6 protein-coding genes and 1 tRNA gene are annotated in these 13710 nt (G+C 73.2%); 3 read left to right on the top strand and 4 right to left on the bottom strand.

Annotated features, from left to right (window positions below; translation table 11 throughout):
- The first annotated feature begins 725 nt into the window (after nt 1-725).
- Complete coding sequence (locus POL25_RS16605; RefSeq protein ID WP_272087011.1) at nt 726-1256, top strand: hypothetical protein; 531 nt, start codon at nt 726-728, stop codon at nt 1254-1256.
- Between the two features lie 195 nt (nt 1257-1451).
- Here POL25_RS16605 and POL25_RS16600 read toward each other — a convergent pair.
- Both POL25_RS16600 and POL25_RS16595 read right to left on the bottom strand, forming a co-directional pair.
- Nucleotides 1452-1528, bottom strand: a tRNA-Asp gene (locus tag POL25_RS16600).
- A gap of 138 nt (nt 1529-1666) precedes the next feature.
- A complete protein-coding gene (locus POL25_RS16595) occupies nt 1667-2710 on the bottom strand; it encodes a class I SAM-dependent methyltransferase (RefSeq protein WP_272087010.1) in 1044 nt (347 codons plus the stop codon).
- 111 nt (nt 2711-2821) lie between these two features.
- Here POL25_RS16595 and asnB point away from each other — a divergent pair, with 111 nt between their 5' ends.
- Nucleotides 2822-4699 (top strand): asparagine synthase (glutamine-hydrolyzing), encoded by a 1878-nt coding sequence (gene asnB, locus POL25_RS16590; protein ID WP_272087009.1) that lies wholly within the window; start codon nt 2822-2824, stop codon nt 4697-4699.
- Nucleotides 4700-4779: 80 nt separating this feature from the next.
- On the opposite strand, the gene POL25_RS16585 is transcribed toward asnB, so the two are convergent.
- Nucleotides 4780-8331: an AAA family ATPase gene (locus POL25_RS16585; protein WP_272087008.1), complete on the bottom strand. Its 3552-nt coding sequence runs from the start codon at nt 8329-8331 to the stop codon at nt 4780-4782.
- 162 nt (nt 8332-8493) lie between these two features.
- A complete protein-coding gene (locus POL25_RS16580; RefSeq protein ID WP_272087007.1) occupies nt 8494-9801 on the bottom strand; it encodes a metallophosphoesterase family protein in 1308 nt (435 codons plus the stop codon).
- Nucleotides 9802-10701: 900 nt separating this feature from the next.
- Between POL25_RS16580 and POL25_RS16575 the strand changes: the two genes are divergently transcribed.
- On the top strand, nt 10702-13686 hold the full coding sequence (locus POL25_RS16575; protein WP_272087006.1) for a carboxypeptidase regulatory-like domain-containing protein: 2985 nt from the start codon (nt 10702-10704) through the stop codon (nt 13684-13686).
- Nucleotides 13687-13710: the final 24 nt, after the last annotated feature.

Genomic DNA, 13710 nt, shown 5'->3' with positions numbered 1-13710 from the left:
CTCCGGGGGCAGGAGGCTCGTTGACGGGGGGGGGGGCGTGAAATGCGCGACCGGCCTTGCGAAAGCAAGACCCGGCCAGCCGCGACCAGGCTCCGCGCGGACCCCAGGTGCGGGGCGAGCGAAGACGAGCAGCAGGGGCGGAATTGTGAAGTCGGGCAGAAATGGACCGAGGAGCACCCGGATGCAAGCCGGACAGAAGCGCCCCTCGACCCCCACATCTTGTGGGTGAGGGGCCTTGTAGCACGACATGTTGGGGCAGAGAACTTCCGCGCTCCGCGCTGTTTGCCCGTCGGCAGGCTCTAGGGCGGGGGCTTGCGCCCCTTCCGCATCCACAGGAATTCCGCTGTGACGCTCGCCTGTCCCGCGCGAATCCGGAATGCCGTTCAGGCGCGCATCGAGGTGGCTCGACGGGTTCGCGCGGTCCGCACAAGGCGGGGGGCTCGCCGAATAGCGGAATCCGCGCCAAAGCTGTCCACAACCGCTCTGGGGTTACCAGGACTCGTACCTGTAGGGGCGCTTACGTACACTCAGGGGCGCGGGTTCACGCACACGTGCGGCGGCGGTGAAGAGATCTCTCCAAGCATCGGTGATTCCCCGAGTGGGTCCGAGCAATCCCTCCCGAGGACCCGGCCGATCGCGGCTTGCGCGGGCCGATCGGATGAGCAATACCCGCCGAAGCGCGTAGCGCCGTCAGAACGGCCGCAGCGCCCCGATCTGGAACATCCATGACACGTGAAGCCAGTGCCATTTTCCGCGCCGAGAGCGGCGCGCTCGAGCGGCTGAGCGCGCTCGAGACGCTCAAGGGCCTCAAGAACCGCGACACGGTGTCGCTGGGGGACCTGGTCCAATTCCTCGAGGCTCGTGGCCTGTGGGCGCAGTTCGGGAAGATCACCCTCGGCGACCTGCGCGACGGCTTCGGTGCCCCGGCCGAGCCGGTGGCTGTCGAGCCCGAGCCGACCGGTCGCAAGAAGAAGCGCCGGATCCTCGAGGAGGAGCTGGCCGAGGTCGAGGCCGAGGCCAAGGCGCTGAAGAAGGAGAAGGAAGAGGTGCCCGAGGACGGCGGGCTGTCCACCGACGAGGTCGCGCGCCAGGTGCTGCCCTTCATCGAGGGCAACGGCGACGTGACGATCGAGGACATCGCCGAGTACTCGCGCATCGATCGCAAGGTGCTGCGGCACCACCTCGGGGCGCTGGTGAAGCAGGGCCGGCTCGAGCGCATCGGCGTCGGCCGGCACGCGGTCTACTCGACGCTCTGAGGTCCGCGGACCGGGAGGCTGGGCGCTCGGTCCGGGCGTCGGCCTCGGCCTCGCGGTGCGAGGCTGGTGCGACGCGTCCGGGCCGTGTGGCGCGTCCGGGCCGTGTGGCGCGTCCGGGCCGTGTGGCGCGTCCGGGCCGTGTGGCGACCAAAACACAAAGCCCCGAAACCGGTTGGTTTCGGGGCTTCGCTACTCTGGCGGGGCGGACGGGACTCGAACCCGCGACCTCCGACGTGACAGGCCGGCGTTATAACCGACTTAACTACCACCCCCGAGCCCCAGCGCCTTTCGGTGCGAGGGGCCAGGAAGATGCTCCGGTTCGACGCGGAAGTCAAGCAAGATCCGAGGGTCCCGACACCCGAAAAGAGGGGGGCAAAGCCCCGGGGATGGAGGGGCTTTTTGCTGCCGCGTCAGGCGGCGTGGGCCCGGGCGACGACCACGAGGTTCGCACCCCAGCTGCAGTGGGCTCCGAACACGCCTTCGAGCCACGGGCCGAGCGCGCTGCCGAGGGTGTCGAGGCCGCGGACGACCAGAGGTCCGGCGAGGCGCTGCCATCGCCGGCCCTGGTTCGAGGACTGGAGGCGCTTGCCGGCGACGCCGGCGACCGCGGGCGCCTGGGCGGAGCGGCCGAGGCGGCGGCGGAGGCCCAGGGCGAGGTCGGCGGCAGTGAGCAAACTCGGCGCCAGCGAAGTGCCGAGCTGCGGGGCGCTCCACAAGATCTCGGGCTCGAGACCAGCGCGGGTCAGGGCGGCGGTGAAGGTGGCGCGCTCGAAGAAGCTGATGTGGTCGCCGAGCTCGAGCGGACGGAAGCTGCGGCCCCACAGCGGTCGCAGGAGATCGCCCCAGTTGGGGACCTCGATCACGGCCAGGCCGCCCGGGGCCAGGTGGCGGCGGATCCACACCAGGCCGCGCACCGGCTCGCGCAGGTGCTCGAGCACGTGGGTCATGGTGATGAGGTCGAAGCGGCCGAGGCCGAGGTCGGTCGCCTCGATGTCGAGGGCGTGGACCTCGTGGCCGGCGGCCTGGGCCTGGGTCCCGGCGGGCGAGCGCTCGATGCCCTCGGTGTGGTAGCCGAGCTCGCGCAGGACATCGAGCAGGAGGCCGGTGTCGCAGCCGATGTCGAGGGCGCGGGCGCCGGCGCGGGGGTGACCGAGGCGGCCGCCGCTGAGGCGATCGTAGAGCTCGACGTTGCGGCGCTTGCGGCCGCTGACTCGCGCGGCCGGGCGCGTCGACGACTCGCGCTGCCGGGCGCGCGCGGCGTAGTAGGACTCGCTGAGGTAGGTGGCGGCGTAGTGGCCGGTGGCGTGGACCAGGTCGCAGGCGCGGCAGCGGACGACGCCGATCGCGTGGACCTCGGGGAGCAGGGGGCGGCGGTCGTGGGCGCCGCAGACCGGGCAGGCTTCGACGGGTTCGACGGTGGGGGCGTCGGTGGGGGCGTCGGTCGCGGCGGTCATGATGAGGGCGGCTTCAGGCGGGCCGGGCCATAGTATGCCAAGCTCGCCGTGGATGGCGCCCTGGGGACCCGAATCTGGCCGACGCGCGCGCATGGTGGGGGGTCGGCTCTGATGTGCGGCATCGCCGGCATGGTCGGGGCGAGCGACGCGGCGCTGGTGGCCAGCATGACCGCGGCGCTGCAGCATCGCGGACCCGACGGCGAGGGTGTGCATCTCGAGCCGGAGGTCGGGCTCGGGCACCGTCGTCTGGCGATCCTCGACCTCGCCGGCAGCCCCCAGCCGATGGCCGACGCCAGCGGCGACCTCGTCATCGTCTACAACGGCGAGATCTACAACTTCGCGGCCCTGCGCGCCGAACTGCTGGCCGCCGGCGTCCCGCTGCGCACGCGCGGCGACACCGAGGTGATCCTCGAGCTGTGGCGACGCGAGGGGCCGGCGGCACTGCAGCGGCTGCGGGGCATGTTCGCGTTCGCGTTGTGGGACCGGCGGACCCGCGAGCTGCACCTGGTGCGCGACCGGCTGGGGCAGAAGCCGCTCTATTACGCCGAGCTGGCGGGCGGGGTGCTGCTGTTCGCGTCGGAGCCGAAGGCGCTGCTGCGCTGCCCGGCGGTCGACCGCTCGCTCGACCTCGCGGCGCTCGATGCCTACCTCGAGCTCTACTATGTCCCGGCGCCGCGAACGATCTTCGCCGGGGTGCGGCAGCTGCTGCCGGGGCACCGCATGACCTGGCGTGAAGGACAGGTGACGATCTCGCAGTGGTGGGACTGCGAGCCGCGGTCGCCGGACCCGCGGCTGCAGAGCGTCGAGGCGTGGGCCGAGGCGGTGGCGCCGACGCTGGCCGAGGCGATCGAGCTGCACACGGTGGCGGACGTGCCGGTGGGGGCGTTCCTGTCGGGCGGGCTCGACTCGTCGACGATCGTCGCGGCGCTGGCGAGCCGGGGCGCGGCGCTGCAGACGTTCTGCGTCGGCTACGGGCCGGAGGGGGCCAGCTACGAGGAGCGGCACCACGCGCGGGCGGTGGCGCGGCACTTCGGGCTGTCGCACCACGAGCTCGAGCTGAAGATCGACATCCTCGACGACCTGGCGGCGATGGTCGAAGGCTTCGACGAGCCGTTCGGGTCGTGGACGGCGCTGCTGGCCTATCACCTGTCACGGTTCGCGCGTCAGCGGGTGACGGTGGCGCTGGCGGGCGACGGCGGCGACGAGGTGTTCGGCGGCTACCCGCGCTACCGCGGGCTGCGGATCTCCGAGCACCTGGGGCGGGTGCCGCCGGGGGCGATCGCGCTGGCCGGGCGGGCGCTGCGGGTGCTGGGCGAGCCGACGACGGCGCTGAGCATGCGCCGCTGGGGCCGGCAATTCCTCGACAGCCTGACGCTGCCGCCGGGCGAGCGCTACGCGGCGTGGGTCGGCAAGGGCGCCGACACGGCCCGCGACCGGCCCTACGCGCCCGAGACGGCGCGGCGGATCGCGGCGGTGCGCGGGCCGAACTTCATCGCCGCGACGTTCGACCGCCCTGCCGTCGGGGACCTGGTCGCAAGGGCCTGGTACGCCGACATCCACGGGTTTCTGCCCGAGAACGTGCTGCGCTCGACCGACCGCATGAGCATGGCCCACGGGCTCGAGGTGCGGGTGCCGTTCTGCGACCACGTGCTGCTCGAGCAGATGGCGGCGGCGCCGTCGTCGATGCGGGTGACGGCGCTGGCGTCGAAGCGAGTGCTGCGCAAGATCGCCGGCGAGTGGCTGCCGCCCGAGGTGCTGAAGCGCAAGAAGCTCGGGTTCTCGGCGCCGTTCGGGGCCTGGCTCAAGGCGGCCGAGGCGCGCATCGTCGCCGACTGGCTGCACCCGGACGTGATCCGCCGGCGCGGGCTGTTCGACGTCAACGGGGTGGCGCGCATCGTCGGCGAGCACCGCCGCGGCACCCGCGACCACGCGCTGCGGATCTGGTCGCTCATCGTGCTCGAGCAGTGGCAGCGCATGTACTCTGATTAGCGGGTGCCCTCTTGGACATGTCCAAGAGGGCATGTCCTAGGGAGCATGCGCCGAAGGGCATGTCCGAAGTGACATGTCGCTCAGGCGTCGGCGGCGCGGGCGGCGGTGGCGGCGGGCGGACCGGGGAGCTCGACGATCTGCAGGGCGGCGCCGGTGTCGGTGGTCTGGCGCGCGAGGTGCATCAGGTGGCGGTGGCAGGTGAGGAACAGGATCTGGGTGGTGCGGGCGACGTCGCGGAGGGCCTGCAGGGTGGTGGCGGCCCGGTCCTCGTCGAAGTTGACGAGCACGTCGTCCATGACCAGCGGGAGCGGCTCGTTGCGGTCGCAGTAGTCGAGGACGTAGGCGAGGCGGAGGGCCAGGAACAGCTGCTCGCGGGTCCCGAGAGACAGCTCGCCCGGGAGCCGCAATCGGCCCTCGCGGCCGAGGGCGGCGAGAGTGCCGGCCTCGGGCTGGGGGACGACGCGGAGGTGGCGGCCGCCGGTGATGGTGGCCAGCAGATCGGAGGTGTAGTGAAGGAGGGCGGGCTGGTTCTCGCGGGCGTAGCGGTCGGTGACGCGGGCGAGCACCTGCTGGGCCAGCTGGACCAGGACGTAGCGGTCGACGTGCTGGGTGAGGTCGGCGTGGAGGGCCTCGCACTCGGCGTTGAGGCGCGCGGCGCGGTCGCCCCCGAGGTGCTGGAGCTGGTTGTCGAGCTTGCCGCGCTGCTCGACGGCGCCGGTGCGGCGGCGGTCGAGGTCGGAGATCCGCCTGGCGAGCTCGTCGCGCTCGGCGAGCAGGGCCTCGCGGCGGGCGCCCTGGAGCTCGGCGTCGTAGCTGTCGCGGGCGGGGCCGTCGCCGAGAGCGCGGGCCAGTCGCAGGGCGAGCTCGCTCTGGCGCTTGTGCAGGCGGGCGCGCTGGAGCGCTCGTTCGGACATGTCCAAAAGTTCAGCCGTGTCGCGGGCGCGGGCGCGGGCGGCGAGGGCGGCGAGCTCGGTGACGGCGGCGGCGCGAGTCTCGGCGAGGGCGTCGCGCTCCTGCTGCTTGGCGTCGGCCTGCTCGCGGGCCTGAGCGGCGGCGGCGGCGGCGGTGCGGGCCTCGGCGAGGCGGCGGCTGAGGCGGTCGACGGTGTGCTCGGGGGCGGCGTCGTCGGCCGGGCGGCCGAGACGGGCGAGCAGGGCGGTGAACTCGGCGTCGAAGCCGGCGAGCAGGGCCTCGCCGCGGTGCAAGGCCTCGCGGCGAGCCTCGAGGTTGGCTAGCTTTTGGGACATGTCCTCGAGGGCATCGATGCGGGCGAGCGCGGCGTCGGGCTCGAGGTCGGCGGGCAGGCCGAGGGTGATGAGCAGGGCGGAGAGGCTGGCGCGCAGGTCGGCGAGCTCGCGCGAGAGCGCGGCGTCGGCGGCGTGACCGCGGGCGACGGCGCTCTCGAGGCCGGCGAGGCGGGCGGAGGCGGCCTCGAGGCGGGCGCGGGCGGCCAGGGCGGTGCGCTCGCGCTCGCGCAGGCCCTGGGCGAGCGCGGGCAGGCTGGCGCCGGGCCAGGTGAGGCGGCGCTGCAGACGGGCGGTGAACTCGTCGATCGCGGGGCGCAGGCGGCGGACGACCTCCTCGCGGCGGACCAGGTCGGCGGCGTGCTCGCGCAGGTCGGCGGCGTCGCGGCACCACGGGATCATCGCCGCGGGCGGGCCAGGGATGATTTTGGTCGGGCGCCACACGGCGGCCCAGTCGGCGGCCCAGCGCGCTTCGGTGCGGCCGGCCGCGGCGACCCGCTCCTCGGCGCGCGCGACGTCCTGCTCGGCGCCGTCGATCTGCCGCAAGAGACCTGTCTTTTTGGCCAGCAAGTCGGCGGCGTCGCGCAGGCGGTCGGCGAGGTCGTCGGCGTCGGCGAGGGCGCGCTCGAAGCGGCGGGTGAGCTGCTTGCGGGCGGCGGCGGTGTCGGGCCCGAGGTCGGCCCCGTCGGCGCCGGCGAACAGGGCGCCGAAGCCCTCGTGGCTGTGGAGCCGGCGGCGCACGTCCTGCCAGACCTCGTCGCGGCGGGCGCGAGCGGCAGCGAGGGCGTCCAGGTCGGGCAAGTCGGCGCCGGCGAGGGCGGCGAGCTCGGCGCGGGCGCGGGCGAGGTCGGCTTGCTCTCGGGACAGGTCCGAAAGGGCAGCCCGGCGCTCGCGCTCGAGGTCGAGGCTGCGGGCGTGATGGTCGTCGAGGTCGGCGGGGCGCGGGAGCGGGACGGCGGCGAGGTCGGCGGCGGGCAGCGGGGGGTGCAGGCGCAGGAGGCCGAGGTCGAGGTCGGCGCGCAGGCGGGCGACGGCCAGCTCCTCGCGGTCGAGCTCGGCCTTGCGCGCGAGGGCGTCCTCGAGCTCGGCGAGCAGGGCGCTGTCCTCGAAGTCCGGGGCGGCGGCGGCCAGCTCGGCGACGCTGGCGCGCAAGGCCGACAGCTCGGCCTCGTCGTCGGCGAGGCCGCGGGCCGACAACATGAGCTCCTGGCGGGCGCGCTGCCAGCGGGTGGCGAGGGCGCGCAGGCGGTCGAGCTCGTGCGGCTGGATGACCCATCGGACATGGTCTTCGGGACGTGTCCCGGGGGACATGGTCGCAAGGACAGATTGTAGGGCGTCGGTCTCGCGGGCCAGGCGCTCGCGCTCGCGCGGGACGACGAGCCGCTGCTCGGCGACGGTCTCGACGCGGCGGACGAGCCGCTCGACGGCGCCGGCCTCGGCGAGCAGGGCGGGGTCGGCGGCGGGCTGGTCGGCGCGGGCGAGCAGGCGGGCGAGCTCGGCGTCGAGGGCCCGCAGCTGGTTGTCGGCGGCCTGGAACTCGGCGTGGCGCTGGCGCGCCCGCTCGGCGGCAGGCTCGTCGAGGTCGGTGCGCAGCGACGGATCGGCGAGGGCGCGGACGAGGCCGAGGTGCTCGTGAAAGTCCTCGAACACGCCGAGCAAGGTGCGCAGCCGGGCCTCGCGCTCGCGCAGGCGGGCGAGCTCGGACTCGGCAGCGTCGGCGTCGTGGCGGGCGACGGCGAGGTTGGTGGTGAGCGCGGCGTACTGCGGCTGGGCGAACATGGCGTCGCGCAGGGCGTGCTTGGCGTCGCGCAGCTGGGTGAGGCCGCGGTTGATGGCGGGGTTCTTGCCCTTGGCCTTGAAGAGGTTCTCGCCCTCGCCCTGGAGGCCGGCGAGGGCGCCACGGATCTTCTCGGCGCTGCCGCCGAGGGCGCCGCCGCCGAGGATCTCGGAGAGGCCGGCGACCTGAAGGACGTCGGAGCCCTGCTGGAGGTCGGCGTGGGTGAAGCCGAAGATGGCGCGGTAGAGCTCTTCGGTGATGGCGCCGAAGTAACGGGCGAAGCGAGCGCCGTCGAGGGGGACTTCGCCAGCTTCGCTGTGAAGGCTGCCGACGAGCGAGTCCTTGCGCTTCTTGAGGCGAGTGACGTGGAGGCGCTGGCCGGCGCTGTCGCGCAGGACGGCGCGCAAGGCGATGGCGCGGTAGTCGTACTCGAAGGCGTAAGGGGTGCGCTCGTCGACGCCGAAGAGGAGGCCGTGGAGAGCCCGCAAGAGGGTGGTCTTGCCAGCCTCGTTGGGGCCGTAAAGGACGACGAGACCTGGCCCTCCGGGCAGGTCGATGTCGAGCGATTCGAAGTGGCCGAAGCGCTCGACGGTCAGGCGTTCAAAGCGCATGCGTGACTCGAAGAGCGGGGGCTGGTCGGAGGATGCGGGCCGATCCGAGGGCGTATGACTTTACGGACATGTCGCAAGAGACATGCGCGTGACGGTCGGGCGCTCGAACGGCGGCGGGGCTCGCCGGGGGTGCGGGCGAGCGGTGGGGCCGAGGGCGCCGGGTCATTGGACCTCGGGGTGCTTGCTCGCGCGGGGGGGCGGCGGGTCCTGGGCGGGGACGTGGGCGGGCGGGCGCGGGTGCGGGTAGTCGGGGGCGAGGAGGCCGAGGAGGAGGGCTTCGACCTCGGGGAGGCGGGCGGCGAGGCGCTCGGGGTCGTCGGGGCGGGTGCCGAGGAAGGGGGCGACGAGGGCGCCGAGCGGGGCGAGGGTGGGGCCGTATTCGGCGAGGCGCTGGGGGTCGGCGGCGAGGGCCTCGAGCTCGTCGCGCAGGGCCTGGTGGAGGGCGAGCAGCTCGCCGTGCTCCGTCTCGGCGGGCGGGCGGGTGCGGAAGCGGACTTGCTCGATCCACACGTCGCCGAGGTCGGCGGCGATCGCCCGCGCCTGGGCGGCGAAGGGCTCGGGGTGGGCGGCGAGGCGGGCGTGCAAGTGGGTGGCGCCGTCGACGAGGACGCGCGCGAGCACGGGCCTGCCGCCGGCCTCGAAGACGATCTGTTGCAGGCGCAGGCGCAGGCTGCCGAGCAGGTCGTCGGTGTCGGCGGCGGCGGCGGCGGCGAGCGAGATCTCGGCCCAGCGCAGGACGTCGAGGTCGCGGTGGGCGACGCTGCGGATCTTCAGGTTGTCGATGTCGAGGACGGTGCAGCCGCGCGGGCCGGTCTCGTGGGCGTGACGACCCTGCAGGTTGCCGGGGTAGACGACCCACGGGTCGGCGTTGAGGACGATGCGCTTGTGTACGTGCCCGAGGGCCCAGTAGTCGTAGCCGCGGCGCACGAGCTGCTGGACGGTGCAGGGGGCGTAGTTGCTGTGCTCGGCGGAGCCGATGGCGTTGGTGTGGAGGACGCCGATGTTGACGAGGTCGCGCCGGCGGTCGGGGTAAAACTCGGCGAGGTTGTCCTCGACGCTGCGGTTGCCGTAGCTCTGGCCGTGCACGGCGAGGCCGAGCGCGGGCAGCTCGAGGGTGCCGGCGGCCTCGGCGGGGAAGGTGTGGACGTGCTCGGGCAGGGGGATGTGGCGGGCGAGCACGGACTCGGCGTCGTGGTTGCCGCGGACCATGACGACGCGGGTGCCGACGTCGCGCAGGCGGGCGAGCTCGCGGACGAAGAAGAGGCCGGTGTTGAAGTCGCGCCACTCGCCGTCGAAGACGTCGCCGGCGAGGATCAAGAGGGCGGCCTGGTCTTCGAGACAGGTGTCGACGAGGCGGCTGAAGGCGCGACGGGTGGCCAGGCGGATGTCGTCGACAGGCGCGCCCTCGATGCGACCGAGCCCGCGTAGCGGGCTGTCGATGTGCAGGTCGGCGGCGTGGATGACCTTCATCCCCGGTGACGGTGGCACCTTTGATCGCTCGGTGCCAGCGCACCGCCCGGGGCGGGGCCGCCGCGGTCATGGATCGAAGCCGAGCGAAGTGGGGGCCAGCGCTCCCTGGGCCGGCGTCGCGGGCAGGCGGTGCGATCGACGAGACCTTTCTTCGCAAGACGGCGGTGGAATTCCCCGCGGCCCGGGTGCGGCGCGGATGCCGTGAGAGGGGCCGGCGAGGCCGCGACGAAGAGCCGCCGATCGCCGGCGGTTCGTGAGATCGTGGGCCCCTGCTCCTGCGTATGCGCTCCGACCGGAACATCCGCGGGTTCGTGGGCGTTGCGGGAAAATCACATGTCCTGACGGACACGTCGCCAAGACGAGACGCGCGCGTGCAAGGGGCCGAGATTTCACGGGGGAGACGGTTCGCGGGGCCGGCCGGCGAGGTTCGGCGGCGGCCCGCAGCGGTGCGTGATGCGGCCGGGCGCGAGGGTCGAGGCGTGATGCGAGACCGCGGGGTGAGCGGGTCCGCGCGGGCCTGGGCGACGGACGGGTCGCCCACGGCGTGGCGGATCGGGCTCGGCTGGCGCGTGTCCACGAGCGCGCGCGAGGGGCGGTCGCTGTGATGGCCTCGCTGGCGCCCCGAGGTTGGCTGCCGGTGCGGGCCCGGGACCTCCGTGGCGCGAGGGAGTATTTGCCCGGGCTCGTGACGGCGCTCCGCGGCGTCGGGTCGCGGCATCATGCGCGGGGCATGGACGCTGCGGTCCGCGGGGGCCGGAATGCGACGGCCGGGGCGCCGGTAGAGCGGCGCCTCGACGTGCACGCGGGCGCGAGGCGGTGGGCGAGGGCGAGGCAGGTGGAGCGGGTCTGCAGGTCTTGGGTACATGTCGTAATGAACATGTCTGAAAGGATAGGTCGAGCGTGAGCAAGCAAGACGAGGCGCGAGGGACAGGGCCGGTATGGCTGGTGATCGCGGGGCTGGCCGGGGCGGCGGCGCTGTGGTGGTGGCGCAGCGGGGCCGAGAGCGCGGCGCTGCCGGCGGCGGAGGAGCAGGCCCTGGCGCCGGCGCAGGCGATCGTGGCGAGCCTGCCGGAGCTGCGACCGACGCTGACGCTGAACCCGAGCCTCGCCGAGCGGGCCGCGATCGCGGGGACGGTGCGCGACCCGAACGGGCAGCCGGTGGCGGGCGCACAGGTGTGCGCGGTGACCCATTCGAACCTGCTGGCGACGAAGGACACGGAGCGGCCGAGCTGCGCGAAGACCGAGCGCGACGGTCACTACCGGATCGAGGGGCTGTATCCGGTGCGCTACACGGTGCTGGCGAGCGGGGCAGGCTTCGCGCCGGGGACGTATTACCAGGGCGAGGGGGCGAGCCGGCGCAGCTGGCTCGACCTGCGACCGAAGATGGAGGTGCTCGACGTCGACATCACGCTCGAGGACGGCGGGGTGGAGATCCACGGGTTCGTGAAGGACCTGAGCGGCGGGCCGGTCGAGGGGGCGCAGGTCGCCGCCGACGCGACGTTCACGTGGACGGCGGCCGACGGGTCGTTCTCGGCGTGGGTGAAGGAAGGGCCGCTGTGGATCATCGCGCGGGCCGAGGGCTACGCGCTGGGCACGGAAGAGGGCGTGGCGCCGGGTCACGAGTTCGAGCTGTTCCTGACGCCGGAGGCGGTGCTGATCGGGAAGGTGGTGCGCGCGGGCGAGGGCGGCGGGCCGGTCGAGGGGGCACAGGTGACGGCGATGACGGGCGGCTGGGGCTTCATGCCGAAGTCGGCCTACACCGATTCGAGCGGCGAGTTCCGCATCGATGGGCTCGAGCCCGGGGCCTACAAGGCGCGGGCGGAGGCCGACGACGCGCTCGGGGTGGCGAAGGAGCAGGTGATCCTCGGGCTCGGCGAGACCTCGGCGCCGATCGTGATCGAGGCGCACCCGGCGTTCCTCATCGAGGGCAAGATCGTGACCGAGGGCGGGGCGAGCTGCGTCGACGGCTCGGTCAGCCTCGAGGACGCGGCGCAGGGCCGCGACATGTGGATGTCGGTCGAGAGCGACGGGACGGTGCGCCAGCGCGGGGCGCTGCCGGGTGATTATCAGGTCCACGTCCGCTGCAACGGGTTCGTGTCGGCCGAGCGCTACGAGCGGATCAAGGTGGTCGACAAGAGCGTGACGGGGCTGCGCTGGGACGTGGCGAAGGGGCAATCGATCCGCGGGGTGGTGGTCGACGCGAGCGGCAAGCCGGCGTCGCACGTGAACCTCGACGCGTCGCTCAAGCCGGACCCGAGCCAGCCGCGCGGGCACCAGACGACCAACGTGTGGGGCCCCGAGACCGACGCGCAGGGCCGCTTCGAGCTGGCGGGGCTGCTGCCCGGGACGTACGAGCTGTCGCTGAACACGTGGCGCAAGCCGCGGGCGACGCCGGCGAAGCCGACGCTGGTGGAGGTGACGAAGGGGAAGGACGTGACGGGCTTGCGGATCGAGCTGCCGCCGTCCGGCGAGCTGCAGGGGTCGGTGCGCGATCCGAAAGGGCAGCCGATCGCCTCGGCGAAGGTCAACGTCAGCGACGGGGTGCACTGGCAGTCGACGACCTCGAAGGACGACGGGAGCTTCCACTTCGAGAGCCTGGTCGGCGGCGACTATCGCGTGACGGCGCGGCTCGGCTGGTGGGGCGACGCGATGCGGGCGCCGGGGACCAGTGACGACGACGTGCAGGGCGAGCGGGTCGAGGTGCGCGAGGGCAAGGTGGCGACGGTGAAGCTGGTGGTCGAGAGCGCGTCGGGGCGGATCTCGGGGACCGTGCGCGACGAGGACGGCGAGGTGGTGGCCGACGCGTTCATCGAGGCGACGCGCGAGTCGGACAGCGCGACGAAGGCGGCGGGGGCGGGGATCCGTCAGGGCCGCTGGGGTGAGTTCTTCGAGAAGCCGAACCTGACCGATCAGGACGGGAAGTTCACGCTCGAGCAATTGCCGACCGGGAAGCACACGCTGCGGGCGCATCGCAAGGGCGGAGGCGAGGGGATCGTCGAGCACGTGGAGCTCGGCAGCGATGTGGTGGTGACGATCGCGTCGGCGGGGCGGATGTCCGGGATGGTGAACGTGCGCGGCGGGACGTCGCCGGAGGAGTTCACGATCGTGGCGATCGACGAGGCGACCGGCTATCGCCGCACCGACCAGTTCTTCCGCACGGGCGGGTCATGGAGCCTGTCGGAGCTGCCGGCCGGGAACTACAAGGTGTCGGTGACGGCAGGGCCGGGCACGGCGGAGGTGCAGGCGGCGATGAGCGCGGGCAAGGACACCAGCGGGGTCCGCATCGAGCTGGCGCCGAAGGTGACGGTCCGCGGGTCGGTGGTCGACACCGAGGGCAAGCCGCTCGCCGGGATGGAGGTGTACGTCAGCGCGCCGGGCACCTGGTCGGGCGGCGGCGGCGACGAGGAGAAGCGCAACGTGACCGACGAGGGCGGTCGCTACGAGGTGACGAACGCGCCGAGCGGGAAGGTGCAAGTCTCGGTGCACCCGCGCAGCTGGGGCAGCAACGAGTACGCGTGGACGAACATGCCGGCGGTGTTGTCGTCGGAGGCGTCGGTGACGAACTTGCCGCCGATCAAGGTGGCCCGCCGCCGGGTGAAGGACGGCGACGCGTCCGGCTACTTCGGCCTCAAATTCAAGGAGTCGGAGCCGGGCGCCGATCCGCTGGCGCGGCAGCTGACGGTGGCCCACGTGCAGCCGAACAGCCCGGCGGCGCTCGCCGGGCTGCAGATCGGCGACACCATCACGAGCGTCGACGGGCAGGACGTGACGGGGGCGAACGCATACCTCTATCATGGGCTGACGGCGGTGCTCGAGGGGACGGCGGTGACGTTCGGGACGCTGAGCGGGAAGAGCGTGGCGGTGACGGCCGGCAAGACGCCGTGAGGAATCAAATGTCTCGAGGGACAG

Origin of the sequence: Nannocystis bainbridge, assembly GCF_028368995.1 — a bacterium.
Taxonomy (GTDB): Bacteria; Myxococcota_A; Polyangia; order Nannocystales; family Nannocystaceae; genus Nannocystis; species Nannocystis bainbridge.
This window is presented reverse-complemented; position numbering and strand designations above follow the sequence as displayed.